The sequence below is a fragment of the Sphingomonas sp. dw_22 genome (assembly GCF_018449795.1).
Lineage (GTDB): Bacteria > Pseudomonadota > Alphaproteobacteria > Sphingomonadales > Sphingomonadaceae > Sphingomonas.
Genome location: NZ_JAAVVE010000005.1, coordinates 89,535 through 113,418, shown reverse-complemented (window position 1 = coordinate 113,418; position 23,884 = coordinate 89,535). Strand labels below are relative to the sequence as shown.

At 67.7% G+C, this 23,884-nt stretch carries 26 protein-coding genes; 12 read left to right on the top strand and 14 right to left on the bottom strand.

Annotated elements, in window-relative coordinates:
• Nucleotides 1-128: 128 nt before the first annotated feature.
• Complete coding sequence (locus tag HB724_RS03970) at nt 129-1,019, top strand: LysR substrate-binding domain-containing protein (protein WP_213979606.1); 891 nt, start codon at nt 129-131, stop codon at nt 1,017-1,019.
• A 52-nt stretch (nt 1,020-1,071) separates the two neighbouring features.
• Here HB724_RS03970 and HB724_RS03965 read toward each other — a convergent pair whose 3' ends face one another.
• Nucleotides 1,072-1,524: a peptidylprolyl isomerase gene (locus HB724_RS03965; RefSeq protein ID WP_213979605.1), complete on the bottom strand. Its 453-nt coding sequence runs from the start codon at nt 1,522-1,524 to the stop codon at nt 1,072-1,074.
• A gap of 114 nt (nt 1,525-1,638) precedes the next feature.
• On the opposite strand from HB724_RS03965, the gene mgtE reads away from it, so the two are divergent.
• Nucleotides 1,639-3,045, top strand: coding sequence for a magnesium transporter (gene mgtE / locus HB724_RS03960; RefSeq protein WP_213979604.1), 1,407 nt, complete (start codon nt 1,639-1,641; stop codon nt 3,043-3,045).
• A 36-nt stretch (nt 3,046-3,081) separates the two neighbouring features.
• Nucleotides 3,082-3,498 (top strand): DUF1489 family protein, encoded by a 417-nt coding sequence (locus tag HB724_RS03955; protein WP_213979603.1) that lies wholly within the window; start codon nt 3,082-3,084, stop codon nt 3,496-3,498.
• A 27-nt stretch (nt 3,499-3,525) separates the two neighbouring features.
• On the opposite strand, the gene msrA is transcribed toward HB724_RS03955, so the two are convergent.
• The 3 genes from msrA to pabB are packed head-to-tail and all read right to left on the bottom strand — an operon-like array spanning nt 3,526 to nt 7,212.
• The gene (gene msrA / locus HB724_RS03950; RefSeq protein ID WP_213979602.1) at nt 3,526-4,182 is read right to left on the bottom strand and encodes a peptide-methionine (S)-S-oxide reductase MsrA; all 657 of its coding nucleotides are present in this window, start codon (nt 4,180-4,182) and stop codon (nt 3,526-3,528) included.
• Between the two features lie 26 nt (nt 4,183-4,208).
• Nucleotides 4,209-5,408, bottom strand: a complete 1,200-nt coding sequence (locus HB724_RS03945; protein ID WP_213979601.1) for a pyridoxal phosphate-dependent aminotransferase — start codon at nt 5,406-5,408, stop codon at nt 4,209-4,211.
• 43 nt (nt 5,409-5,451) lie between these two features.
• On the bottom strand, nt 5,452-7,212 hold the full coding sequence (gene pabB / locus HB724_RS03940) for an aminodeoxychorismate synthase component I (RefSeq protein ID WP_213979600.1): 1,761 nt from the start codon (nt 7,210-7,212) through the stop codon (nt 5,452-5,454).
• Between the two features lie 80 nt (nt 7,213-7,292).
• On the opposite strand from pabB, the gene HB724_RS03935 reads away from it, so the two are divergent.
• The gene (locus HB724_RS03935; RefSeq protein WP_213979599.1) at nt 7,293-7,964 is read left to right on the top strand and encodes an MBL fold metallo-hydrolase; all 672 of its coding nucleotides are present in this window, start codon (nt 7,293-7,295) and stop codon (nt 7,962-7,964) included.
• Between the two features lie 6 nt (nt 7,965-7,970).
• On the opposite strand, the gene HB724_RS03930 is transcribed toward HB724_RS03935, so the two are convergent.
• Complete coding sequence (locus HB724_RS03930) at nt 7,971-8,369, bottom strand: MAPEG family protein (RefSeq protein WP_213979598.1); 399 nt, start codon at nt 8,367-8,369, stop codon at nt 7,971-7,973.
• 187 nt (nt 8,370-8,556) lie between these two features.
• On the opposite strand from HB724_RS03930, the gene rpmF reads away from it, so the two are divergent.
• From rpmF to HB724_RS03905, 5 genes are all read left to right on the top strand, one after another.
• Nucleotides 8,557-8,736, top strand: coding sequence for a 50S ribosomal protein L32 (gene rpmF / locus HB724_RS03925; RefSeq protein WP_213979597.1), 180 nt, complete (start codon nt 8,557-8,559; stop codon nt 8,734-8,736).
• A gap of 30 nt (nt 8,737-8,766) precedes the next feature.
• Nucleotides 8,767-9,798 (top strand): phosphate acyltransferase PlsX, encoded by a 1,032-nt coding sequence (gene plsX / locus HB724_RS03920; protein ID WP_213979596.1) that lies wholly within the window; start codon nt 8,767-8,769, stop codon nt 9,796-9,798.
• Nucleotides 9,799-9,820: 22 nt separating this feature from the next.
• On the top strand, nt 9,821-10,789 hold the full coding sequence (locus HB724_RS03915; protein WP_213979595.1) for a beta-ketoacyl-ACP synthase III: 969 nt from the start codon (nt 9,821-9,823) through the stop codon (nt 10,787-10,789).
• Nucleotides 10,790-10,900: 111 nt separating this feature from the next.
• On the top strand, nt 10,901-11,200 hold the full coding sequence (locus HB724_RS03910) for an integration host factor subunit alpha (RefSeq protein WP_213979594.1): 300 nt from the start codon (nt 10,901-10,903) through the stop codon (nt 11,198-11,200).
• 7 nt (nt 11,201-11,207) lie between these two features.
• Nucleotides 11,208-11,540: a MerR family transcriptional regulator gene (locus tag HB724_RS03905; RefSeq protein ID WP_213979593.1), complete on the top strand. Its 333-nt coding sequence runs from the start codon at nt 11,208-11,210 to the stop codon at nt 11,538-11,540.
• 141 nt (nt 11,541-11,681) lie between these two features.
• Here the strand turns inward: HB724_RS03905 and HB724_RS03900 are convergent, their stop codons facing one another.
• From HB724_RS03900 to HB724_RS03885, 4 genes are all read right to left on the bottom strand, one after another.
• Nucleotides 11,682-12,221, bottom strand: a complete 540-nt coding sequence (locus tag HB724_RS03900) for a histidine phosphatase family protein (RefSeq protein ID WP_213979592.1) — start codon at nt 12,219-12,221, stop codon at nt 11,682-11,684.
• Nucleotides 12,218-14,944 carry an ATP-dependent DNA helicase gene (locus HB724_RS03895; RefSeq protein WP_213979591.1) on the bottom strand — a complete coding sequence of 909 codons (2,727 nt, stop codon included), beginning with the start codon at nt 14,942-14,944 and terminating at the stop codon, nt 12,218-12,220. Before HB724_RS03895 ends, HB724_RS03900 begins: the two co-directional genes overlap by 4 nt.
• A gap of 96 nt (nt 14,945-15,040) precedes the next feature.
• Complete coding sequence (locus HB724_RS20380) at nt 15,041-15,469, bottom strand: hypothetical protein (protein ID WP_256731304.1); 429 nt, start codon at nt 15,467-15,469, stop codon at nt 15,041-15,043.
• 228 nt (nt 15,470-15,697) lie between these two features.
• On the bottom strand, nt 15,698-16,084 hold the full coding sequence (locus HB724_RS03885) for a hypothetical protein (RefSeq protein ID WP_213979590.1): 387 nt from the start codon (nt 16,082-16,084) through the stop codon (nt 15,698-15,700).
• Nucleotides 16,085-16,236: 152 nt separating this feature from the next.
• Between HB724_RS03885 and HB724_RS03880 the strand changes: the two genes are divergently transcribed.
• Together HB724_RS03880 and nhaA are read left to right on the top strand one after the other, a co-directional pair.
• Nucleotides 16,237-17,817: a lysine--tRNA ligase gene (locus HB724_RS03880; RefSeq protein ID WP_213979589.1), complete on the top strand. Its 1,581-nt coding sequence runs from the start codon at nt 16,237-16,239 to the stop codon at nt 17,815-17,817.
• Complete coding sequence (gene nhaA, locus HB724_RS03875; RefSeq protein WP_213979588.1) at nt 17,814-19,082, top strand: Na+/H+ antiporter NhaA; 1,269 nt, start codon at nt 17,814-17,816, stop codon at nt 19,080-19,082. The genes HB724_RS03880 and nhaA overlap by 4 nt, the downstream gene beginning before the upstream one ends.
• Here nhaA and HB724_RS03870 read toward each other — a convergent pair.
• Entirely contained in the window at nt 18,968-20,158 is a 1,191-nt protein-coding gene (locus HB724_RS03870) for an MFS transporter (RefSeq protein WP_213979587.1), read from the bottom strand. The genes nhaA and HB724_RS03870 overlap by 115 nt on opposite strands.
• A gap of 45 nt (nt 20,159-20,203) precedes the next feature.
• On the bottom strand, nt 20,204-20,641 hold the full coding sequence (locus tag HB724_RS03865; protein WP_213979586.1) for a hypothetical protein: 438 nt from the start codon (nt 20,639-20,641) through the stop codon (nt 20,204-20,206).
• Nucleotides 20,642-20,711: 70 nt separating this feature from the next.
• Between HB724_RS03865 and HB724_RS03860 the strand changes: the two genes are divergently transcribed.
• Entirely contained in the window at nt 20,712-21,533 is an 822-nt protein-coding gene (locus HB724_RS03860) for a helix-turn-helix transcriptional regulator (RefSeq protein WP_213979585.1), read from the top strand.
• Between the two features lie 4 nt (nt 21,534-21,537).
• Here HB724_RS03860 and HB724_RS03855 read toward each other — a convergent pair whose 3' ends face one another.
• The 3 genes from HB724_RS03855 to HB724_RS03845 are packed head-to-tail and all read right to left on the bottom strand — an operon-like array spanning nt 21,538 to nt 23,881.
• A complete protein-coding gene (locus tag HB724_RS03855; RefSeq protein WP_213979584.1) occupies nt 21,538-22,200 on the bottom strand; it encodes a phytanoyl-CoA dioxygenase family protein in 663 nt (220 codons plus the stop codon).
• Between the two features lie 2 nt (nt 22,201-22,202).
• Nucleotides 22,203-23,132 (bottom strand): electron transfer flavoprotein subunit alpha/FixB family protein, encoded by a 930-nt coding sequence (locus HB724_RS03850; RefSeq protein ID WP_213979583.1) that lies wholly within the window; start codon nt 23,130-23,132, stop codon nt 22,203-22,205.
• The gene (locus HB724_RS03845) at nt 23,129-23,881 is read right to left on the bottom strand and encodes an electron transfer flavoprotein subunit beta/FixA family protein (RefSeq protein ID WP_213979582.1); all 753 of its coding nucleotides are present in this window, start codon (nt 23,879-23,881) and stop codon (nt 23,129-23,131) included. The genes HB724_RS03850 and HB724_RS03845 overlap by 4 nt, the downstream gene beginning before the upstream one ends.
• Between the last annotated feature and the right edge of the window lie 3 nt (nt 23,882-23,884).

Below are 23,884 nucleotides of genomic sequence, written 5' to 3'. Positions count from 1 at the left end.
ATTTACTGTTGAATGCACATCTTGCAATCGCCATTAACCGGAACGATAGTTGGTTCACAGGGCAGCAACGCTGTTGCCAAGCCGGATTCGCTTGCCAAGTTTGTGACGCACCGCACAAAGAAGAGAGAATGCGCCGCCTTCCACCCCTCACCGCCATCGAAGCCTTCGTCCAGGTCGCCCGGCTCGGCTCGATCAAGGCGGCCGCCGAGGAACTCGCCCTTTCCTCCCCCGCGCTCAGCCGACGCGTCCAGTCGCTGGAGCGATTCATCGCTAAGCCGCTGTTCGAGCGGCGGCACCAGGCGCTCAAGCTCAACGATGACGGCGACCGGCTGCTGGGGCTGATCGCGCCGGCGCTCGACGCGATGACCGACGCCGTCGAGGCGATGACGAGCGGAACCGAATTGCTGCGGCTGCGTCTGGGGGTGCTGCCGCTCTATGCGACCCAGCAGCTGTTGCCGCGGCTGCCCGAATTGAAGCGCCGCCATCCCGAGCTGCACCTCGACGTCGATACCGCGGGCCACGGCGTGGCGCGGCTGGGCGACGGGCTCGACGCGGCGATCGTGATCGCGCGCGACATCGATCCGGGGCTTTACGCGCGGCGGCTCGATCGCAACCGCGTGCATGTGATCGGTGCGCGCAGCCTGATCGAAGGGCCGGACCCGATCACCAGGCCCGAGCATCTCGCCCGGCTGACCGCGCTGGTGCATCGCGACATGCCCGAGACGTTCACGGCATGGCGCGCGGCAGCGGGCGTTCCCGAGCTGGAGCCGGCGGCGATCGACCATTTCGATTCGGGCAACCTGATGCTGGAGGCCGCCGCGCAGGGACTCGGCGTCGCCTTCATGCTCGAATCGCACTTCGAGGCGGCGCGCGACGAGCGGCTGGTCCAGCTCTTCGACCTGACGGTGGAGAGCCATTACAGCTATTGGTTCGTCTGCCGCCCGCGGGCGCTAGCGCTGCGCCCGGTCAAGCTCTTCCACGACTGGCTGGTGGAAGCGCTGAGCGCGTCGGACCTGTAAATCGACATTTGACGCTCCCCTCCCTGCAAGGGAGGGGAAACGGCTGGATGGCTTACTCGGCGCGGGCCTTGACGATCTTGCCGGGGTTGCGCGGCGGCTCGCCCTTGGGGAGCGCGTCGACATGCTCCATGCCCTCGGTCACTTCGCCCCAGACGGTGTACTGGCCGTCGAGGAAGGTCGCATCGTCGAGGCAGATGAAGAACTGCGAGTTCGCGCTGTTCGGATCCATCGTGCGCGCCATCGAGGCGACGCCGCGGACATGCGGCTCGCGGCTGAACTCGGCGGGCAGGTTCGGCTTGTCCGAACCGCTCGTGCCGGTGCCGGTGGGATCGCCGCCCTGGGCCATGAAGCCGTCGATCACGCGGTGGAAGACGACATCGTCATAAAAGCCCTCGTTCGCGAGGGTGGCGATGCGCTCGACATGCAGGGGCGCGAGATCGGGACGCAACCGGATGTGCACGTCGCCGGTTTCGAGAGTGAGGACGAGGTTGGTGGGATCGGACATGGGATGCTCCAGAGGCAGGGATTTTCCGCCAACTAGGCGTGCAGCCCACGACTTGCAAATCCCGGCGGGTGATGGCAGCGCCTCCCGCACGGGGCCGGCGAAGGAGGTCGAACGATGAGCGAGACCGAACTTCACGCCGGCGATGCCGAAGCGTCCGAAAGCGAGCTGGACGAGGACGACCGGCTGAAGCCGGAATTCGTCAGCGCGGTGCTCGAAGCGGTCGAGGCCGGCGACTTCGAGGCGGCGCATGCGCTGGCCGCACCGCTCCACCCGGCCGACATCGCCGATCTGGTCGAGCTGACGCCCTCCGAGCAGCGCCCGGCGCTGGCCGCGGCGATCGCCGACCTGATCGACGGCGACGTGCTCGCCGAGATGAACGACTGGGTGCGCGAAGCCCTGGTCGACGCGCTCGAGCCGCACCAGGTGGCCGACATCGCCGCCGAGCTCGATACCGACGATGCCGTCGCGATCATCGAGGACATGGACGCGGACGACCAGCGCGAAGTGCTCCGCGCGCTGGACCCCGACGACCGCGCCGCGATCGAGGAAGCGCTTTCCTATCCCGAGGAATCCGCCGGCCGCCTGATGCAGCGCGAGCTGGTCGCGGTGCCCGAGCATTGGACCGTCGGCGACGTGCTCGACTATCTGCGCCGCGACGAGGATCTGACGACCGATTTCTGGGAGATCTTCGTCGTCGATCCCTCGCACAAGCCGGTCGGCACCTGCACGCTCTCCTGGATCCTGCGCACGCCGCGCGCAGTGACGGTGAGTGACGTCATGAAGCGCGAGCAGACGCTGATCCCGGTCGACATGGACCAGGAGGAAGTGGCGCTGCGCTTCCAGAAATATGCGCTGATCTCCGCCGCGGTGGTCGATTCGAGCGGACGGCTGGTCGGCATGATCACGGTGGACGACGTGGTCCACATCATCTCCGAGGAAGCGGGCGAGGACATCCTGCGCCTGTCGGGCGCGGGCGAGGGCGACATCAACCAGCCGATCGCGCTCACCGTGAAGACGCGGATCACCTGGCTGGTGGTCAATCTGGGCACGGCGATGATCGCGGCCTCGGTCGTCGGCTTCTTCCAGGGCGAGATCGCCAAGTTCGCGCTGCTCGCGGTGCTGATGCCGATCGTATCCGGCATGGGCGGCAATGCCGGCACCCAGACGCTGGCGGTGGTGGTGCGCGCGCTCGCCACCAACCAGCTCACCAGCTCGAACACGGTGCGGATGGTGGCGCGCGAGTTCCAGATCGCCGCGACCAACGGCGCAATATTGGCGCTGCTGATCGGCACCGGCACGATGATCCTGTTCGGCAGGCCCGACCTGGCGATCGTGATCGGGCTGGCGATGATCATCAACAATCTGATCGCGGGGCTTTCCGGCGTGCTGGTGCCGATCACGCTGGAGCGCGCCGGAGTCGATCCGGCGGTTTCCTCGGCCGTGTTCGTGACGATGATGACCGATGTGATGGGATTCTTCTCGTTCCTGGGCCTTGCCGCACTGTGGGGCCTGGCCGGCTGACTTGATCGCAGGCGCCTGCGCGCCCAAATCGCGGTGGTGCCGCTACATCTGACCAAAGTCGCCTATGGCTGCGACAGCATCGAGTACCTCCAGGAGCGCCTGGCGCTGAAGGCCGCGCACCAGCCGGCCTTCCTGACGACGCGCTATCTGCCCAAGCGTCACGCGGAGATAGTGGGTGAAGATGTTGGGGGCGGATCGCTGTTCTGGATCATCAAGCACCAGCTCATCGGCCGATCGCCGATCCTGGGCTTCGGCGAGGCCGAGGGCGGGCGCGTCGCCATCTATCTGGAACCCAGGCTGGTGCTCGTGCAGGCTCGGCCCAAGCGCGCGCACCAAGGCTGGCGCTATCTGGCAGGCACGGACGCGCCGCCCGATCTGGGCGAAGCGGGGGCGGGGATCGCCGAGCTGCCGCCCGGACTGGTGGGCGAGCTGGCGGGACTCGGGCTGATCTGATTATCGTCACCCCGGCGCGGGGGAGCGTCAATTCACCAGTTGCGGGAAGGCGTTGCGGAAGGCGGTGACCTTCGGCTTGTCCCAGCGGACGATGTAGGGATGCGTCGGGTTCCGCCAGAAGAAGTCCTGGTGATAGGCTTCGGCCGGATAGAAGGCGCCGGTCTCCAGCTTCGTCACGATCGGCCGGGGCCAGGCCTTGGCCTGGCCGAGCTGGGCGATGTACGCGGCGGCGACGCGGCGCTGCTCGGCATCCTGCGGGAAGATCGCCGAGCGATAGCTGGGGCCGCTGTCCGGATACTGGCGGTTGAGCTGGGTCGGATCGTGCGCGACCGAGAAATAGATGCGCAGCAGCGTGCCGTAGCTCACCTTCCGCGGATCATAGACGATGCGGACCGCCTCGGCATGGCCGGTGCGCTCGGTCGAGACCTGGGCATAGGTCGCGGTGGCGCGGGTGCCGCCGGCATAGCCGTCGGTGACCGACTGGACGCCCTTCACCGACTGGAACACCGCCTCCATGCCCCAGAAGCAGCCGCCCGCGAGCACTGCCACCTGCGGCTCCCTGGCCGGCGCGACATCGGCGGCGGGCGGAGGAATCGGCACCGCCCGTTCGGCGCCACCGGCCCCGGTGGCGGCAAGCAGCAGCGCGCCGGCGAGAATCGCGGCGGGGAGGGCGATCTTGACCATCGCCGATAGATCGGCGCTTGGCCGCCTCAACGCAAGGCGGCGCAGGCCGTCTGGATGCGGGTGCACGCCTCGGTCAGCAGCGCCTCGGACGTCGCATAGCTGATCCGCAATGCCGGCGAGAAGCCGAAGGCCCCGCCATGCACCGCCGCGACGCGGGCCTCGTCGAGCAGATAGCCGACCATCGCCTCGTCGCTGTCGATCACCTGGCCCTTGGGCGTGGTCTTGCCGATCAGGCCCGCGAATTCGGGATAGACATAGAAGGCACCTTCGGGCCGCGGGCAGGTCATGCCGTCGATCTGGTTGAGCATCGACACGACCAGATCGCGGCGCCCCTGGAAGGCGGTGACGCGCTCCTTGAGAAAGCTCTGGTCGCCGTTCAGCGCGGCGACCGAGGCCGCCTGCGAGATACTGCACGGATTCGAGGTCGACTGCGACTGGAGCTTGCCGATCGCCTTGATCAGCCAGGCCGGGCCGCCGGCATAGCCGATGCGCCAGCCGGTCATCGCATAAGCCTTGGACACACCGTTGGCGGTCAGCGTGCGATCGTGGAGCGCCGGACAGACTTCGGCGATCGTGCGGAACTCGAAGCCGTCGTAGAGGATGTGCTCATACATGTCGTCGGCATAGATCAGCACATGCGGATGCCGTTCGAGCACTTCGCCCAGGGCCTTGAGCTCCGCCGCGCTATAGGCGGCGCCGGTGGGGTTCGAAGGCGAGTTGAGCACCACCCATTTGGTCTTGGCGGTGATCGCCGCTTCGAGCTGCTCGGGCTTGATCTTGTAGTTCTGGGCCGCGCCGGCGCTGATGAAGACGGGCGTGCCGCCCGCGAACTCGACCACGTCCGGATAGCTCACCCAATAGGGGGCGGGGACGATGACTTCGTCGCCCGGATCGATCGTCGCGCAGAACGCATTGAACAGCGTATGCTTGCCGCCCGAGTTCACGCTGATCTGGTTCTCGGCATAGGTCAGGCTGTTGTCGCGGGCGAACTTGCCGACGATCGCCTGCTTGAGCTCGGGCGTGCCGTCGACATTGGTATATTTGGTCTTGCCTGCGCGGATCGCCTCGATCGCGGCTTCCTTGACGAAATCGGGCGTGTCGAAATCGGGCTCGCCGGCGCCGAGACCGATCACGTCGATCCCCTGACGCTTCAGCTCGAACACGCGGCTCGTCATCGCGAGCGTGGCGGAGGGCTGGATGCGCTGGAGCGCGGCGGAAGTCTGCATGGGAGGCGCCTTTTCCGGGAGGGACGCGCGCCTATAGGTCCGGCTACGGCTTTTCCGCAACTGTAACGGCTGAAACCAGTCCGCGCAGCGTATTGCCCAGGAAGAAGCCGCCCTTGAGATCGGCGGGGGTGAGATCGCCTTCGACCGCGCGGCCGCTCTCGATCAGCTCGGCGCGGAGCACGCCGGGAAGCAGGCCGCGCGAGAGCGGCGGGGTGACCAACCTGCCGTCCCGCTCGACGAAGATCGAAGTGAAGCTACCTTCGGTGAGGAAACCCTGATCGTCGGTGAAGACCACTTCCCAGGCGCCGGAGGCGGCGCGGGCGCGGTCCAGGAATCCCCGGCGCGTAGTCTTGTGGGCGAGGCGGAAGTCGTCTGGCGCGACTTCGCGGCGGGCAATCGCCACCGCGACTGGTCCCTCGGGCGGTTGGGCAAGCGGGGCGATGCCGATCGCGATCGCGCCCGAGGGGCCGAGCAGCAATCGGACGCGCGCCGGATCGCGCAACCGAAAGGTCGCCGCCTGAAGCTCGTTGCGCGCCGAATGGCGATCGAAGGAGAAACCCAGCGCCTCGGCGCTCGCCTTGAGCCGGGCGAGGTGCCGTTCGAGGAGCGGCACGCCCTCGTCCGGATCGAAGCGCATCGTCTCGATGAGGTCGAAGGGGATTTCTCCAGCCGTCACGAACGCTCCCTTGGCAAGGCACTCCTCCCATTCGGCCGGCGCGATCGAATCGGCGACCACGCCCGATCCGAGCCCGAGCCGCGCGATCCCCGGGCCGGCAGGGGCCAGCGTGCGAATCGCGACATTGAACATGGCATCGCCATCGGCGTCGATCCTTCCGATCGAGCCCGTATAGGCGCCCCGCGCGTCTTTCTCGACCTCCGCGATTATCTGCATCGCGCGGATCTTGGGCGCGCCGGTGACCGAGCCGCAGGGAAAGAGCGCCGCCAGGGCATCGACCGGGTCGAGCCCCTCGGCGAGATCGGCAGTGACCGAGGACACCATCTGATGGACGGTCGGATAGGTCTCGACCTCGAACAGCGCCGGCACCGCGACGCTGCCGGGGCGGGCGACGCGGGCGAGATCGTTGCGCATCAGATCGACGATCATCAGGTTCTCGGCGCGCTGCTTGGGATCGCTGCGGAGCGTCTCGACATTGGCGCGATCGATCGCCGGGTCGGCGTCGCGGACGGCGGTGCCCTTCATCGGGCGGGCGGTGAGCCGGCCCTTTTCCAGAGCGAAGAAGAGTTCGGGCGAGAAGCTGAGCAGCCATTCGGCGCCAGTCGCGACCAGGGCGCCATAGCCGGCGCGGGCGCGGGCGCGGAGCAGGGCATAGAGCGCGGGTTCGCTGCCGGCGGTGCGGACGGTGGCGCGAAAGGTGAGGTTCGCCTGATAGATGTCGCCGGCCGCTATATAGTCGAGCACGCGCGCAAGGGCGGCGTCATAGTCCGCGCGGGCGATCTCCGGCTCCGGGGCGCCGGCCCAGGCACCGGCGGGATCGGGCAGCAGGGCGGGTATGTCCTTGGCGGGAATTTCGCGGTGGCCCTCGAAGAGGCCGAACCAGAGCAGGGGCGCGGCGCCCTCCTGTCGCGGCGCGGCGGGCTCCAGCGCGGGGCCGGCTTCGTAGGAGAGATAGCCGGCGGCATCGAGACCTCGAGCCCGGGCGGCGCGGAGCATCTCCAGCGCGGGGCGCACCTGATCGAGACTGTCGGCGCGGACGATCTCGACCGGATCGGCATAGAGCCGCGCGGGCACGCCGTTCGGCCGGGCATCATCGAGCAATATGAAGGGCGGTACGGGCAGGCGCATTCTCCGGCGGGCATGCCGCCCCGGGGCGCATCGGGCAAGCCCGTGTTGCCGTGGGTGCCTGGGGCAACTACCTGAACGCCATGTCCGAACCGACCTCTCCCCCGATGCGCGCGGCGATCGTGCCGGTCACGCCGCTCCAGCAGAACTGCACATTGCTGTGGTGCACCGAGACGATGCGGGGCGCCTTCTGCGATCCGGGCGGCGACCTGGAGAAGCTGCGCGCCGCGGCGAAGCAGCATGGCGTGACGATCGAGAAGATCCTGGTGACGCACGGCCATATCGACCATTGCGGATCGGCGGACGAGTTCGCCCGGGAACTGGGCGTGCCGATCGAGGGGCCGCACGAGGCCGACCGCTTCTGGATCGCGCGGCTGGAGGATGACGGACGCAATTATGGCGTGCGAGGCATGCCGTTCGAGCCCGATCGCTGGCTGGCGAACGGCGATCAGGTGACGGTCGGCAATCTCACGCTCGACGTCTATCATTGCCCGGGGCACACGCCGGGCCATGTCGTGTTCCACCATCCCGAATCGAAGCTGGCGCTCGTCGGCGACGTACTGTTCCAGGGATCGATCGGGCGGACCGACTTCCCGCTGGGCAATCACCAGGATCTGATCGACGCGATCACCGGGCGGCTATGGCCACTGGGGGGCGACACGGTGTTCGTCCCCGGCCATGGCCAGCCCAGCAATTTCGCGCATGAGCGCCGGACCAATCCGTTCGTCGCCGATTCGGTGCTGGCCGGGCGCTGATTCCTCTCAGCGCAGCGGGTTGCCATATTGGTGGGCGAGGAAGACGGCGTAGAGACCGAGGCCCAGCATCACCAGCAGCGTGGAGATGATCCCCGCCTGGCGGCCGAACTTCCAGCCGTCCATGCCGATCGGGTGCAATATCCGCCCGAGCAGGAACAGCACCGAGGCAGCCCAGAGCCAGAGCTGGCTCCCCGCGCCGAATTCGATCAGCGCGATCAGGAGCAGCACGACCGGCGCATATTCGGCGAAATTGAGATGCGCGCGCATCCGGGCGATCAGCCTGGGGTTGCCGCCGTCGCCCGTCCAGATCTTCTCCGCCTGGCGCGTCCGGCTGACGCGCACGCCCAGCCAGAGGTTGATGAGCGCGGCGGCGCCGGTGGTGGTGAGCGCGACAGGTAACAGCATTGGACCTCCCCTTTACGAAGCCCCTCCCTCGCACGGCCTTGCAACATGGACAAGAATCGCTATACGCGCGGGCTCGCTTCGTGACCTGCCTGCTGGTCCCGGCGAGCGGCCGGCCCAGCCGTCGCTTGCCCGGTGCATCCCGTGGGCGTATCGCGACTTTGATTCTAGTCTTTTATAAGGTGCCGAAATGGCCGTTCCGAAGAGAAAGACCTCGCCCTCGCGGCGTGGCATGCGCCGGGCGCACGATGCGCTGAGCGTCGAGGCGTTCCAGGAGTGCCCGAACTGCGGCGAACTGAAGCGTCCGCATAACCTGTGCAACGCATGCGGCCATTATAACGGCCGCGAGATCACCTCCGTCGAAGGCTGAGAAAACGGAGCTTAACGGGGGCGTGCCAACATGACTTTTCCCTCGCGAATCGCCGTCGATGCGATGGGCGGTGACGAGGGGATCGCCGTCATGCTGGCCGGTGCCGCGCGCGCGCGTCGCCGGTTCGAGGGGATGGAGTTCATCCTTGTCGGCGACGAAGCCCGGATCCGTGAAGGCCTGAAGACTCATCCCAACCTGACAGCGGCGTCGGAGATCGTCCACGCCGAACAGGTCGTCGCGTCCGACGAAAAGCCGAGCCAGGCGATTCGCCGCGCCAAGACCACGTCGATGGGAATCGCCATCGACCTGGTGAAGAAGGGCCGCGCGGGCGCCGCCGTCTCCTCGGGCAATACCGGCGCGCTGATGGCGATGGCGAAGCTCTCGCTGCGGACGATGCCGGGCATCGACCGCCCAGCGCTCGCCGCGCTGATGCCGACGCTGGGCGAGAACGACACGGTGATGCTCGATCTGGGCGCCAATACCGAGGTCGATGCGCGCAACCTCGTCCAGTTCGCGGTGATGGGCGCCGCCTATGCCCGCACCGCGCTCGACCTGGAGCGGCCCCGCGTCGCGCTGCTCAACATCGGCACCGAGGAGATGAAGGGCACCGACATCATCCGCGATGCCGCCGCCCAGATCCGCGCCGCCACGCATCTTCCGCTCGACTTCACCGGCTTCATCGAGGGCAACCGCCTGTCGCGCGGCGAAGTCGACGTGATCGTGTGCGACGGCTTCTCCGGCAATATCGCGCTCAAGACGGTGGAAGGCACCGCCCGATTCGTGGCGGACCTGCTCAAGCGCGCATTCAGCAGCTCGACCCGCTCTAAGATCGGCTTCCTGATCTCCAAGCCGGCGACCGAGCTGCTGCGCCACCATCTCGATCCGAACAACCATAATGGCGCCGTGTTCCTGGGGCTGAACGGCATCGTCGTGAAGAGCCATGGCAGCGCCAACGAACTGGGCGTGGATACTGCGATCGGCTTCGCCGCGAAGATGCTGCGCGACGACCTGACCCGCCGAATCGCCGAAGACCTCGGAAATTTCGAGGCCAAGGCAGCGTAATGACTCTAGTGGAAGGCGTGAAATGACCGTGCGTTCGGTGATCCTCGGCACCGGATCGGCACTGCCGCCGCGGCGCGTGTCGAATGCGGAGCTGGCCGAGCAGGTCGATACGACCGACGAGTGGATCGTCGAGCGCACCGGCATCCGCTTCCGCCATATCGCCGGCCCCAACGAGACGACCGGCACGCTGGCGACCCAGGCCTGCAAGGCTGCGCTGGAGGCCGCGGGCGTGGAGGCGGCGAGCATCGACCTGATCGTGCTGGCGACCGCCACCCCCGACCAGACCTTTCCCGCCACCGCGACGCGCGTGCAGGCGGCGCTGGGCATCGACGATTGCGTCGCGTTCGACGTGGCGGCGGTCTGCTCGGGCTTCCTCTATGCGCTCCAGGTCGCCGATTCGATGATCCGCTCCGGCGCGGCGAAGCGCGCACTGGTGATCGGAGCGGAGACCTTCAGCCGCATCCTCGACTGGGAGGACCGCGCGACCTGCGTGCTGTTCGGCGACGGCGCAGGCGCGATCGTGCTCGAGGGCCAGGACGTGGCCGAGGGCGGGCGCGGCATCCTGGCGACCAAGCTCCATGCCGACGGTCGCTATAACGACCTGCTCTATGTCGATGGCGGCCCCTCGACCACCGGCACGGTGGGCAAGCTGCGCATGAAGGGCCGCGAGGTGTTTCGCCACGCCGTGGTCAATCTCGCCGCAGTGATGGAGGAAACGCTGGGTGCCGCCGGGTTCACCTCCGCCGATATCGACTGGCTGGTGCCGCACCAGGCCAATGCCCGCATCCTCGACGCGACCGCGCGCAAGCTCAACCTGGCGCCGGAAAAGGTGATCGTCACGGTCGATCGCCACGCCAATACTTCGGCCGCCTCGGTGCCGCTCGCGCTAGACGCCGCGGTGCGCGACGGACGTATCAAGCGGGGCGATCTGATAGTGCTGGAAGCCATGGGCGGCGGCTTTACTTGGGGCGCCGCAGTCGTCCGATTTTGAATGTTTCCGTGCCGTGTCTGATTGTTGCTAGACATGTGCCCCAGCGATTTGCTAGATAAACACAATCTGGCTAGAGCTTGATCAACATAGATCAATTGGGGACTTGCCAAGATGACTGCTGTGGGCACGCTGACCAGGGCCGATCTCGCTGAATCGCTGCATCGCGAAGTCGGTCTTTCGCGCGCCGATGCTTCGCGCCTGGTCGAACAGATACTCCAGCACATGTGCGAAGCATTGGCGAAGGGCGAGAACGTCAAGATCTCGGGCTTCGGCAGCTTCATCCTGCGCGACAAGGGCGAGCGCGTGGGCCGTAATCCCAAGACCGGCGTCGAAGTACCGATCGCGCCGCGCCGCGTCCTCACCTTCCGGGCCAGCCAGATGATGCGCGACCGCATCGTGGCTGGTAGCTGATAGACCTATGCCGGCGACCGAAAAGGCCGCTGGCGCCTTGCGCACGATTGGCGAGCTGGCCGACGAGATCGGCCGCCCCCAGCATATCCTGCGCTATTGGGAGACGCGCTTTCCCCAGCTCCGGCCGCTGACCCGCGCCGGCAACCGCCGCTATTACCGGCCCGACGACGTCGCGCTGGTCCGCCGCATCCACCATCTGCTGAGCGACGAAGGCTATACGATCCGCGGCGTGCAGAAGCTGCTGGCGGAGGAGAAGGCCACCCGGTCTCCCAAGGGAGCGAAGGGGCTGAAGGACATCCGCGATTCGCTTGCCAAGGCGCTGGAGGACGACAAGGCGTAGATAGTCGCCGGTTGACCAAGTTGACTCGACTCGATGTGTTTTCCACGCGGCGAGCGCGTGCTTTTCCGAACACCGACGATGAGAAAGAGCCGGTCCCTCGCTCGGCCCTCAAATCCTACATTGCAAGCCCGGCGCAACCGCCTAGCGGGCGGCCGGCCCCAGGCTGGGATCGAGGTCGCGGGGGCGGACGAAGCGGGCCAGCACGCCTTCGCCGGGAGCCACGTCTTCCCAGCGGCGCACGCCGAAGCGCAGTTCGGCCAGGCTGGCAGTGGGGAACTTGATCTCGACCTGGTCGCGCAGCGGATCGGCATCGTCGGCGCTCAGCAGCAGCACCAGCTCCTCCAGCCCGGGATTGTGCCCGGAAAGAAGCACGCGCTCCGCCTCGTCGGGGAGCTCGCGGACGATATCGAGCAACGTCGTGGCCGAGGCGAGATAGGCGCGCGGCTCCCAGGCGGGCGCCAGATCACTGCCATAGCCTTCGCCGACATGGCGCAGCGTCTCGATCACCCGGACGGCGGGCGAGGCGACGACGTGATCGAAGACGAGCCCCAGGCTGCGCATGTGCCGCCCCATCATCGCGGCGGCGCGCTGGCCCTTGGGATTGAGCGGCCGATCGAAATCGCGCGCGACGGGATCGTCCCAGCCGGACTTGGCGTGGCGCAGCAGAGTCAGCGTCTTCATGCGTCCCCAGGGGCTCGGGCGGTCTCCGGCGCCTCATGCCGCAACCCGCTCCCCAAGGAAAGACGTACCCGCTCGACGGCTTCGTCGAGCGTCACCCGCGCGATCGGGGTGCCGGCGGGAAAGGCCGACAGCAGCCGCGAGGGCATGGCCGAGGAGAGCAGGACGAAGGCGCCGCGATCGTCGGCGCGGCGAATCAGCCGGCCGAACGCCTGGGCCAGACGGGCGCGGACGATGCGATCGTCATAGGCAGTGCCGCCCCCCGCCAGCCGCCGCGCAGCGTGGAGCACGGTGGGCTTGGGCCAGGGCACGCCCTCCATCACTACGAGGCGGAGCGAATCGCCGGGGACATCCACTCCGTCGCGCAAAGCATCTGTGCCGATCAGCGAGGTGCGGGGATCGTCGCGGAAGATGTCGACCAGGGTGCCGGTGTCGATCGGATCGACATGCTGGGCGAGCAGCGGCAGCCCCTCGCGCGCCAGGCGATCGGCGATTCGGGCATGGACGGCGCGCAGGCGCCGGATCGCCGTGAACAGGCCGAGCGTGCCGCCCCCCGACGCCACGATCAGCCGGGCATAGGCATTGGCGAGCGCGGGCAGATCGCCGCGCTTGATATCGGTGACGATCAGCACCTCGGCCTGGGTGCCGTAATCGAAGGGGCTCGGCGCCTCGAAACGCTGGGCGGGGCGGAGCAGGTGGCGGGCGCCGGTGCGCGCTTCGGCCACGTCCCAGTCGCCGCCGGCACGCAGCGTCGCCGAAGTGATGAGGGCACCGTGCGCGGGCTCGAGCACGGTCTTGGCGAAGGGGCGCGAGGGATCGAGCCAGTGGCGGTGGAGGCCGACGTCGTACTCGCGGCCCTCGACGCGATCGACCGCGAGCCAATCGACATATTCGGGATCGGCCGGACCGCCGATCCGGGCGATCAGCGCGAGCCAGGCGCCGACCGTATCGGTGCGCCAGCCGAGCGAGGCGATCGCGCCTTCGATCCGGGCGCGGGCAGGGCCGTCCATCCAGTCGGGCGATTCGGCGAGCACCGCCTCCAGCCGGCGGCCGAGCGTCACGAGCGGGCGGACCAGCGCATCGAGCGCGGCACCGGCAGGGCCGGCGGCCTCGACCAGCGCGGCATCGGGCTCGGCCAGCTCGGTCTCCAGGCCGTAGCCGGCTTCCGCCGCGCCATGGGCGTCGCGGGCATAGACGAGGCCCCGCACCGCCGCGAGCAGCGATTCCACGGGTCCGAAAGGCTCGCCCTCCGCCAGCCGCTGGAGCCATTGGTCGGTCGGCAGCCTCTGCGCGGCATCGACCGCCTCGGCGATCGCGAGGCCGCCCGCCTCGTCATAGCTGGCGACGTCGGACAGGCGCGCGGCCAGCCCGCGCCGACGGCCGCGCGCGCCCTTTTCGGGGCCGGTGATCCAGCGGCGGATCTCGATCGCCTCCTGCCCGGTGAGCGCGGCCGAGAACATCGCATCGGCCGCGTCGAACAGGTGATGCCCTTCGTCGAACACATAGCGGGTGGGGCGATTGGCCGATTCGCGGCCGCGCGCGGCGTTGACCATCACCAGGGCATGGTTGGCGATGACGATGTCCGCCTCGGCGCTGGCGCGGGCGGCGCGCTCGATGAAGCATTTCCGGTAATGCGGACAGCCGGCATAGATGCACTCGCCACGGCGATCGGTGAGCGCGGTCGATCCGTTGCGGCGGAACAGGATGGGAAGCCAGCCGGGCAGGTCGCCGCCGATCATGTCGCCATCGGCAGTATAGGCGGCCCAGCGGGCGACGAGCTGCGCGAGGATCGCGGCGCGGCCGGCGAACCCGCCCTGGAGCGCATCCTCCAGATTGAGCAGGCAGACGTAATTCTCGCGGCCTTTCCGCGTGACGATCTTGCGCTTGCGCACCGCCGCGTCGGGGAAGAGGCGTTCGCTCTCGTGCGTCATCTGGCGCTGGAGCGCCTTGGTGAAGGTGGAGACCCACACCGTGCCCTCGGCCTGCTCGGCCCAGAGCGAGGCGGGGGCGAGATAGCCGAGCGTCTTGCCGATGCCCGTACCCGCCTCGGCCAGCACGAGATTGGGCGAATCGCGGACTTCGCGGGGCGCGAAGGCCTGCGCCGCGGCGGCGGCATAGTCGCGCTGGCCCTGGCGGCGCTCGGCGGCGCTGCCGGTGAGCGTGGCGAGGCGTTGGGCGACGTCCGAATCGTCGAGCGTCACGGTGCGCGGGGCGGCGCGGGGGGCGTGCTCCTCCCATTCGGGGAGCTTCGAGAAGAGCCAGCGCTCGGCCTGGCCGGGCTTGGCAACCCGCTGCGACAGCGCGGGCGCCCAAGGCCAGCGCAGACGGAACAGCGACTGGAGCCCGTTCCAGGCGCCCTCGCGCTCGGGCCAGGCGCCGTCGGGCACCGCCAGCAGCTTCTCGGCGGCGGCGCGGAGGAAGCCAGCGATATCCGAATCATTGGCGGGCACGTCGAGCCCGGTGATGCGGGCGAGGCCCTTGGGCGTCGGCACCATGAAGCGGGCGGGGTGGAGGAAGGCGAACAGTTCGAGCAGGTCGAGCCCCGAAATCTCGGGATGGCCGAGCCGCTGGCCGATCAGCGGCGCGTTGAGCAGGATGGTGGGCGTATCCGCCGCGATGCGGATCGCCTCGCCCCGGCTGACCGCGCGGCTATCGCCCTCCGCGGTGGCGATCCAGATGCCGCTGTGGCTGGCGTGCAGCGCGGGATAGGGGAGGGCCGGGATCATCGACACAGGGCGATTCCGTACACTTTTCGTTCCGGTTGACCAGCCCGGTTGACGGCAAAGTGCGCGGACTCGCGCTGTATTCGTGCACTTTGCCGTTCACCGCCCGCGGGAGCCCGGCGGGAACACATCCATCACCCGCAGCGCTGCCATCGCCATCCGGTTCTCGACACCATGCACCGTGCCGACGAACTTGCCGCGATAGAAGCGTGGCCGTGTCGCGCCATTGATGACGTGCTCCATCATATAAGCGAGCGCGCGCTCGCGCGCCTCGTCCGCCACCATATCCCAGGCGATGGCGAAGCTTTCCGCGCCCGGCCTGCGGCGCAGGACATAAGCCGACCTTGCACCCATCCCGACCGACTGCGCCGCCCTTGCGACAAGGCCGGTTTCGGCAAGCGCGGCAATGAAGCCGCGCTGGCGCTCGGGCGTCCAGCCATCGTGTCGGCTGCGCGCCAATGGGACGGGGGTGAAGGCGGGGAGGTCATCCTCGTCTTCCGATGGATCGGGAAGCGTCGCCTCGTGCATCGACAAGTCTATGCGAAATCAAATCCTACATTGGAAGAGCCTGATCGCGGCGGCTAGCGACCCAGTTGCGGACAACTGGACTGACATTATGCTGGAGTGATGTGGCAACTGACCCTGCTTGCGTTGGCGTTTGCAGCGCCACGAGAAGCAGTACCTTGGAGACGGTACACGAACCGTACTCATTGAGCAGATCCTGGGTGTCGTGGGTCGGGACGGCGGGATTAAACGCTAACGCCGATATCCGAAGCGGCTGCTTTCGAACGACACTATGGCCCCTGCGTTGTCGCCAAGGGGAATTTCAGCCGTGCCATAGATGCCGCGCGTGCCGTGCGATCCGATCATGGCGCCGATCTCACCGTGGATGCCCCGCTCGAGGCTCCTCGATTCCCCTAGTTCGCCGCGGGCGGCAGCGGCCTTTTCCTCGGTGTTGTTGTCCACAATCTCCCGTCGCTGCTCGTCCGTCAGGCGACGCGTATCGGTCGAGGACAGCATGGGCTGTGTCGTCGGCGCCGGTGTCGATTGCGCGAAGGACGCGGTCGACCAGCAGGAAGCTCCCGCAACAAGGGCAAGCGCGATCGGGAGGCCACGAAAGTGCGGTGAGGTCGAACAGGTCATCCCTGCCTTATAGACCGGATAGACCGGACCGTAAAATGAACGGAAACGGGGCAACCATGTGCCGCGTAGCGGAATGGCTGCAATCCACCACAAGCAGACATTTCCCCGCAACGCTGGCCCCCTCCGCCACTCTTCGCTAGACGCGCGGGATCATGACCGACATCGCTCCCGAACTGCGCGCCGCCGCGCTCGACTCCAAGGCCTGGCCCTTTGAAGAGGCCCGCAAGCTGCTGAAGCGCTATCCGGACGGCGCGCCCGCGAAAGGCCATGTGCTGTTCGAGACCGGCTATGGTCCCTCGGGCCTGCCGCATATCGGCACGTTCAACGAAGTGCTGCGCACGACGATGGTGCGGCGCGCGTTCGAGACGCTTTCGGACGTGCCCACCCGCCTGATCGCGTTCAGCGACGACATGGACGGGCTGCGGAAAGTGCCCGACAATGTGCCGAACAAGGAGATGCTGCGCGAGCATCTCGGCAAGCCGCTGAGCCGCATTCCCGATCCGTTCGGCACGCATGCAAGCTTCGCCGCGCACAACAATGCGCTGCTGCGGCAGTTCCTCGATCAATTCGGCTTCGAGTATGAGTTCGCCTCGTCCACCGATTATTATGCCGATGGCCGCTTCGACGCGACGCTGAAGGCAGTGCTGCGCAATTACCAGGCGATCCTTGACGTCATGCTGCCAACGCTCGGCGCCGAGCGCCGCGCGACCTATTCGCCGGTGCTGCCGATCAGCCCCAAGTCGGGGATCGTACTCCAGGTGCCGGTCGAGGTGGTGGATGCCGATGCCGGGCTGATCGCCTTCGACGATGCGGGCGAGCGGATCGAGCAGACGATCCTCGGCGGCCATGCCAAGCTGCAATGGAAGGTCGACTGGGCGATGCGCTGGGTGGCGCTCGACGTCGACTACGAGATGGCGGGCAAGGATCTGATCGATTCGGTCGTCCAGTCGTCCAAGATCGTGCGGGTGCTGGGCGGGCGGCCGCCCGAGGGCTTCAATTATGAGATGTTCCTCGACGAGAAGGGCGAGAAGATCTCCAAGTCCAAAGGCAATGGGCTGAGCCTGGAGCAATGGCTGACCTATGGGCCGGAGGAGAGCATCGCCTTCTACGCCTATCGCGAGCCGAAAAAGGCCAAGCAGCTCCATCTGGGGGTGATCCCGCGCGCGATCGACGAATATTGGCAGTTCCGCGCCAATTATTCGGGCCAGCCGATCGAGCAGAAGCTCGGCAATCCGGTGCACCATGTCCATAACGGGCCGCCGCCCGAGGAAGCGCTGCCGGTCACGTTCGGGCTGCTGCTCAACCTGGTCGGCGTGATGGGCAATGCGACCAAGGAACAGGTGTGGGGCTATCTCGCCAACTATCTGCCCGACGCGACGCCCGAGAAGCATCCGGCGCTCGATCGGTTGATCGGCTATGCGCTGGCCTATGCCCGCGATTTCGTGGCGCCGACGCTGAAGAAGCGGGCGCCGGCGGGTGTCGAGATCGAGGCGTTGCAGCGGCTCGATGCCGAGCTGGCGACGCTGCCCGCCGATACCCCGGCCGAGGCTATCCAGAACATCGTCTATGAGATCGGCAAGACCGGCGGGTTCGAGACCCTGCGCGACTGGTTCAAGGCGCTGTACGAGACGCTGCTCGGATCGGAGCAGGGGCCGCGCATGGGCAGCTTCATCGCGCTCTACGGGATCGAGAACTCGCGGAAGCTGATCGCCGAGGCTTTGGCGCGGGCATGAGCGCCGGTGGCGCGGAGGCAGGTGACAAGCCCGAATCGGTGCTGCGCGATTTCCTGAAGAGCGAGGCGGCGGGCGGCATCCTGCTGATCGCCGCAGCGGCGCTGGCGATGCTGGCGGCGAACCTGCCCGGCGTGTCCGAAGCCTATTTCGCCGCGCTGCATTTCGCGACCGGGCCGGAGCTCGGCCATGGGCCGATGACGGTGCATCTGTGGATCAACGACGGGCTGATGGCGCTGTTCTTCCTGCTCGTCGGGCTGGAGATCAAGCGCGAGCTGGTCGACGGGCAGCTTGCGAGCTGGGAGCGGCGGCGGCTGCCCTTCGTCGCGGCGGCGGCGGGGATGATAGTGCCGGCGCTGATCTATCTGGCGGTGACGCGAGGGTCGCCCGGACTGGGCGCGGGCTGGGCGATCCCGGCGGCGACCGATATCGCCTTCGCGATCGGCGTGCTTGCATTGCTCGGCAGCCGGGCACCGGCGAGCCTCAAGCTGTTCCTGACCACCGTGGCGATCGTCGACGACATGGGCGCGGTGGCGATCATCGCGCTGGCCTATACCGCGCATATCAGCCTGGCGGCGCTGGCCGGAGCGGCAGTGGTGCTGGCGGCGATGCTGCTGCTCAATCGGCTGGGGGTGGTGCGGCTGTGGCCCTATCTGCTGCTCGCGGTGCTGCTGTGGGTGCTGGTGTTCCTCTCCGGCGTGCATGCGACGATCGCGGGGGTGGCGGCGGCGATGACGATCCCGATCCGCGAGGACGAGCACCGTTCGCCGCTGCATCGGCTGGAGCATGGGCTGCATCCCTGGTCGGCCTATCTGATCGTGCCGCTGTTCGGGTTCGCCAATGCCGGCGTGTCGCTGACGGGAGTCTCGCCCGGGGTGCTGCTGGCGCCGCTGCCGCTCGGCGTGGCGCTGGGGCTGTTCCTGGGCAAGCAGATCGGCATCTTCGGGAGCATCTGGATCGCGGTGAAGACCGGGTTCGCCCGGCGGCCGGGCAAAGCGGGCTGGACGCAGATCTATGGCGTGGCGCTGCTCGCGGGGATCGGCTTCACGATGAGCCTGTTCATCGGTGGGCTGGCCTTTCCCGGGCGGCCCGAGCTGGTCGACGAAGTGAAGATCGGCGTGCTGGCCGGATCGATCCTGTCTGCGCTGGCCGGCTATCTGGTGCTACGCTTCGCGCCGCGGCGGTCGCTCAGCATCGCCACGACGCAGAGCGCGAGCCCGCCGAGCGCGAGCAGCGAACCGACCCAGCCGGTGGACGTCCAGCCGTAACCCGCGGCGATCGCGATGCCGCCGAGCCAGGGGCCCAGCGCATTGGCGGTGTTGAACGCAGAGTGGTTGAGCGCGGCGGCGAGCGCCTGGGCATCGCCCGCGACGTCCATCAGCCGGGTCTGGAGCACAGCGCCCAATGCGCCGGTGAAGCCGATCGCGAACACGTCGAGGCAGATCGACCAGAAATGCGGCGCCGCGAACGGATAGAGCGCGAGCGAGACGGCGCTGCCGAGCAGCAGCACCGCGCCCGTGGGCATCAGCGCGCGATCCGCGAATCTCGGGACGATGAGGTTGCCCGCGGTCATTCCCACGCCGAACACGGCGAGGATGATCGGGATCGTCGTCGCGGGCGTGCCGGTCACTTCGAGCAGAGTCGAGGCGACATAGGTATAGACGCAGAACAGCCCGCCGAAACCAATCGCGCTGATGCCGAGCGTCAGCCAGACCTGGCCGTTGGCGAGCGCGCCCAGCTCGCGCAACGGGCTGGCGCCGGCCTGGGGGCGATCGTGCGGGGCGAAGGCGGCGACCAGCGCGACGGTGAGCAGCGCGAGCACCGCCACCACCGCGAAGCCCCAGCGCCAGCCGACCGCCTGGCCGAGCCAATTGGCGAGCGGCACGCCGATCACCGTGGCGATCGTCAGGCCCAGCAGCACGCGGCCGACCGCCTGCGAGCGCCTGTCCACCGGGACCAGCGAGGCCGCGACCAGCGCGGCGATGCCGAAATAGGCGCCGTGGGGCAGGCCGCTCAGGAAGCGGAACAGCAGCATCCAGTGATAGCTGGGCGCCAGCGCGCTGAGGCCGTTGAACAGCGCGAACGCCGTCATCAGCAGGATGAGGAGGGTGCGGCGCGGCAGCTTCGCCGACGCCACCGCGAGCAGCGGCGCGCCGACCACGACGCCGAGCGCATAGGCGCTGATGGCATGACCGGCGGTCGGCTCGTCGATATGCAGCCCGGCCGAGAAATAGGGCACCAGGCTCATCGTCGCGAATTCGGTGGTCCCGATCGCAAACCCGCCCATCGCCAGCGCGAAATGGACAAGACCTACGGGCGCGGTGGGGCGAAGGGGTGCATGCATATGCCGCAGTTGGTGCTGCGGCGCAGCATCGTCAATCGCGATTATCTATTCCGCCGGAAAAGCGCCCAGCGCACCGCTGTTGCTCGGCGCGCAGAAGAGGATTTCCCAGGCGATATCCTCGCCTTCCTCGGGCGACGCCGCGACGGCGGCTTTCACGCCATAGCTCTGGTTGGCGATGGCCGCGCGCGCCTTCAGCGCCATGCGGCGGATCGGATCGGCTTCGATCGCCACCAGTGCGAGGCAGAGTTGGGCAAGCGGGCGCTTGTTGTGCTTGAGCCAGGACGCCCGCGCCTTGCGCGCCTCATGCGGTTCGGTGCCGTCCACGCGGTGCAGGATCACGAAAGGCGAGCCCTGCGCCACCAGCGCATCCATCTCGGCCTGCCATTGCCGCGCATCCGCGGCGTCGCGCACGGGGGCGCCGGTCCAGACCAGCGGAAAGCCGGCAACGTCGTGCAGCCGGAAACGATCGGAATCGAGCCACATTGCGAATCTCCCTGCGGCCGATATAGGACGGACGAAAACTGACCTGATAACGGTATTAGGACAAATAATAATGAAGATCGGCCACACGATGGACAAAAGCTTCGCGCAGTTCGACGTGGCCGACGGGCCGCCGCTCGTCGCCTTCTGGGGCAAGGAAATACCGGAGGGCGACATGCATCTGCACCAGATGGAAGTCGATTGGCACTCGCATGTGCGCGGCCAGCTCTTCTGCGTGGAGAATGGGCTGCTGCGCGTCGAGGCGCGGCACGAAGCCGTGCTCTACCCGCTCCATCGCCTCGGCTGGATGCCGCCGAACCTCGACCACAGGATCGTGATAAGCGGCACGATGCGCGGCTGGGGCATGCTGCTGCGCCCCGATCTTTGCGCCTGCCTGCCCCCGGAACCCTGCGTGATGGGGACGAGCACGCTGCTGCGGGCGCTGGTGGAGCGCGCCGCGGGCTGGGCCGATCCGGCCGATGTGACGCCGGATCGCGCGCGGCTGATCGAAGTGATGCTCGACGAGATCCGTGCCGCGCCGCGCCAGCCGCTGCACTTGCCGATGCCGCGCGATCCGCGCGCGCTGCGGATCGCCGAGCGGCTGGTGGCGTGCCCGGACCGGCAGGATACGCTGGAGGAACTGGCGCGCTGGGCCGGGCTGTCCGAGCGCACGGCGCGGCGCGTCTTCCATGCCGAGACCAGCATGCATTTCAGCCATTGGCGCCAGCAGATGCGGCTGACGCTGGCGATGGAGCGGCTGGCACAGGGCCAGCCGGTGAGCGATGTCGCCGATGCGGTGGGCTATGCCAGTCCGAGCAATTTCATCGCGATGTTCCGCCGCGCCTTCGGCGTTTCCCCGGCGCGCTTCTTCGCCAATCGTGGCGCGCCGGCCTGAATCGTCAGACGCCCAGCCACAGGAGACCCGCCGGAAGCGAGTCCGCCGAATAGTCGATCTGGAACACCCGCCGATGGCCGGCGCGGTCCGAAGCGGCGGAGGCGTGGACGATCGGAGTCGCATAGACCCAGATGTCGCCCGGCTCGGCAAGGCATGTGGCGGCGCCGCATTTCTCGACCACCGATGCGAGATCGGCCTCGGCGATCCGGCCGAGGCGATGCGAGGCCGGCGCGATCAGCAAAGGCGCGTTGTCATCGGGGACGGCGTCGAGATGGACGCGGATCGTCACCATGCGCTCGATCACCGCGAAGGGTGGTTCCACGTGGATCATTCCCGACTTGATCGACCAGGGGCCGAAACCGGGGACATCCACGCGCTTTCGAACCGCGATGGTGCGATCCTGATGCCAGCCGAGCCCCCAATTCGTCGCGGGAGTCTTGTCGAACAGGATGGCGCGCACCGGCCGGGCCTTCGGGCCGAGCAGGCGCCCCGCCTCGCTGCCCAAGGCATGCGGTCCAAGCAAATCGGCGAGGGCGGCGATTCCGTGGAGGCGGATGCCGGCGCGATCCGCAGGGAGATCGGCCGCGACGGCATGGAGCGCATCCAGAAAAGGGGCGGCCGCGCCGTACCGGCGGGCCGCCCCATGTTCTTCGAACGTGAGATTCACGCTCAGAGCTTTTCGGTGAGCTCCGGGACGATCTTGAAGAGGTCGCCGACCAGGCCGATGTCGGCGACCTGGAAGATGGGGGCGTCCTCATCCTTGTTGATGGCGATGATGGTCTTGGAGTCCTTCATGCCCGCCAGATGCTGGATCGCGCCGGAGATGCCGATCGCGATATAGACTTCGGGGGCGACGATCTTGCCGGTCTGGCCGACCTGATAGTCGTTCGGGACATAGCCCGCGTCCACCGCCGCGCGCGAGGCGCCGACCGCTGCGCCAAGCTTGTCGGCGAGCGGCTCGATCACGCTGTGGAAGTTCTCGCTGTTCTGGAGCGCGCGGCCGCCCGAGACGATCACCTTGGCCGAGGTCAGCTCGGGACGCTCGGACTTGGCGATCTCCGCACCGACGAAGCTGGAGATGCCCTTGTCGCCTTCGCCCGACACCGCTTCGACCGTGCCCGAGCCGCCCGAGGTCGCCGCCTTGGCGAAGGCAGTGCCGCGCACGGTGATGACCAGCTTCTTGTCGCTGGTCTGGACGGTCGCGATCGCATTGCCGGCGTAGATCGGGCGGGTGAAAATGTCCGGACCCTCGACGCTGAGGATATCGCTGATCTGCATCACGTCGAGCAAAGCGGCGACGCGCGGGGCGATGTTCTTGCCGTTGGTGGTGGCCGGGAACAGCACCGCGTCATGGCTGTCCATCAGCTTCGCGATCAGCGGCGCGACATTCTCGGCCAGCGCATGGCCATAGGCCGCATCGTCGGCGAGATGGACCTTACCGACGCCCTCGATCTTCGCGGCTTCGTCGGCCACGGCCGCGCAACCGCTGCCGGCCACGAGGAGATGGACTTCGCCCAGCTTGGCGGCGGCAGTCACCGCAGCGAGCGTCGCGTCCTTGACGTGGCTGTTGTCGTGCTCGACCCAGACAAGCGTCTTCATTTCGCGACTCCCAGGCTCTTCAGCTTCTCCACCAGCTCGTCGACCGAGCCGACCTTGACGCCGGCGGTGCGCTTCGCCGGCTCGACCACCTTCAGCGTCTTGAGGCGCGGGGTGACGTCGATGCCATAGTCCGCGATCGTCTTCTTCGCGACCGGCTTGGTCTTGGCCTTCATGATGTTGGGAAGCGTCGCATAGCGCGGTTCGTTGAGGCGCAGATCGGTGGTCACGATCGCGGGGAGCTTGAGGTCCACCGTCTCCAGGCCGCCATCGACTTCGCGGGTGACGGCGACGCGATCACCCGAGATTTCGACCTTCGAGGCGAAGGTGCCCTGCGGCCAGCCGAGCAGCGCCGCCAGCATCTGGCCGGTCTGGTTGCTGTCGTCGTCGATCGCCTGCTTGCCCAGGATGACGAGCCCGGGCTGTTCCTCCTCGGCGACCTTGGCGAGCAGCTTGGCCACGGCAAGCGGCTCCACCTCGTCCTCGGTCGCGATCAGGATCGCCCGGTCCGCGCCCATCGCGCGGGCGGTGAGCAGCACGTCGGTCTCGGCCTTGGGCACGCCGATCGTCACCACCACGACCTCGGTCGCGACGCCCTTTTCCTTCAGGCGCACCGCTTCCTCGATCGCGATCTCGTCGAACGGGTTCATGCTCATCTTGACGTTGGCCAGATCGACCCCCGTCCCGTCCACCTTCACGCGGGGCTTCACGTTATAGTCAAGCACCCGCTTGACCGGCACCAGCACCTTCATTGC

Excerpts from the sequence above, each read along its gene's own strand:
- HB724_RS03970 (WP_213979606.1), top strand. The coding sequence starts at position 129 with ATGCGCCGCCTTCCACCCCTCACCGCCATCGAAGCCTTCGTCCAGGTC.
- HB724_RS03965 (WP_213979605.1), bottom strand. The coding sequence starts at position 1,524 with ATGTCCGATCCCACCAACCTCGTCCTCACTCTCGAAACCGGCGACGTG.
- mgtE (WP_213979604.1), top strand. The coding sequence starts at position 1,639 with ATGAGCGAGACCGAACTTCACGCCGGCGATGCCGAAGCGTCCGAAAGC.
- msrA (WP_213979602.1), bottom strand. The coding sequence starts at position 4,182 with ATGGTCAAGATCGCCCTCCCCGCCGCGATTCTCGCCGGCGCGCTGCTG.
- HB724_RS03945 (WP_213979601.1), bottom strand. The coding sequence starts at position 5,408 with ATGCAGACTTCCGCCGCGCTCCAGCGCATCCAGCCCTCCGCCACGCTC.
- pabB (WP_213979600.1), bottom strand. The coding sequence starts at position 7,212 with ATGCGCCTGCCCGTACCGCCCTTCATATTGCTCGATGATGCCCGGCCG.
- HB724_RS03935 (WP_213979599.1), top strand. The coding sequence starts at position 7,293 with ATGTCCGAACCGACCTCTCCCCCGATGCGCGCGGCGATCGTGCCGGTC.
- HB724_RS03930 (WP_213979598.1), bottom strand. The coding sequence starts at position 8,369 with ATGCTGTTACCTGTCGCGCTCACCACCACCGGCGCCGCCGCGCTCATC.
- rpmF (WP_213979597.1), top strand. The coding sequence starts at position 8,557 with ATGGCCGTTCCGAAGAGAAAGACCTCGCCCTCGCGGCGTGGCATGCGC.
- plsX (WP_213979596.1), top strand. The coding sequence starts at position 8,767 with ATGACTTTTCCCTCGCGAATCGCCGTCGATGCGATGGGCGGTGACGAG.
- HB724_RS03915 (WP_213979595.1), top strand. The coding sequence starts at position 9,821 with ATGACCGTGCGTTCGGTGATCCTCGGCACCGGATCGGCACTGCCGCCG.
- HB724_RS03910 (WP_213979594.1), top strand. The coding sequence starts at position 10,901 with ATGACTGCTGTGGGCACGCTGACCAGGGCCGATCTCGCTGAATCGCTG.
- HB724_RS03905 (WP_213979593.1), top strand. The coding sequence starts at position 11,208 with ATGCCGGCGACCGAAAAGGCCGCTGGCGCCTTGCGCACGATTGGCGAG.
- HB724_RS03900 (WP_213979592.1), bottom strand. The coding sequence starts at position 12,221 with ATGAAGACGCTGACTCTGCTGCGCCACGCCAAGTCCGGCTGGGACGAT.
- HB724_RS03895 (WP_213979591.1), bottom strand. The coding sequence starts at position 14,944 with ATGATCCCGGCCCTCCCCTATCCCGCGCTGCACGCCAGCCACAGCGGC.
- HB724_RS20380 (WP_256731304.1), bottom strand. The coding sequence starts at position 15,469 with ATGCACGAGGCGACGCTTCCCGATCCATCGGAAGACGAGGATGACCTC.
- HB724_RS03885 (WP_213979590.1), bottom strand. The coding sequence starts at position 16,084 with ATGACCTGTTCGACCTCACCGCACTTTCGTGGCCTCCCGATCGCGCTT.
- HB724_RS03880 (WP_213979589.1), top strand. The coding sequence starts at position 16,237 with ATGACCGACATCGCTCCCGAACTGCGCGCCGCCGCGCTCGACTCCAAG.
- nhaA (WP_213979588.1), top strand. The coding sequence starts at position 17,814 with ATGAGCGCCGGTGGCGCGGAGGCAGGTGACAAGCCCGAATCGGTGCTG.
- HB724_RS03870 (WP_213979587.1), bottom strand. The coding sequence starts at position 20,158 with ATGCATGCACCCCTTCGCCCCACCGCGCCCGTAGGTCTTGTCCATTTC.
- HB724_RS03865 (WP_213979586.1), bottom strand. The coding sequence starts at position 20,641 with ATGTGGCTCGATTCCGATCGTTTCCGGCTGCACGACGTTGCCGGCTTT.
- HB724_RS03860 (WP_213979585.1), top strand. The coding sequence starts at position 20,712 with ATGAAGATCGGCCACACGATGGACAAAAGCTTCGCGCAGTTCGACGTG.
- HB724_RS03850 (WP_213979583.1), bottom strand. The coding sequence starts at position 23,132 with ATGAAGACGCTTGTCTGGGTCGAGCACGACAACAGCCACGTCAAGGAC.
- HB724_RS03845 (WP_213979582.1), bottom strand. The coding sequence starts at position 23,881 with ATGAAGGTGCTGGTGCCGGTCAAGCGGGTGCTTGACTATAACGTGAAG.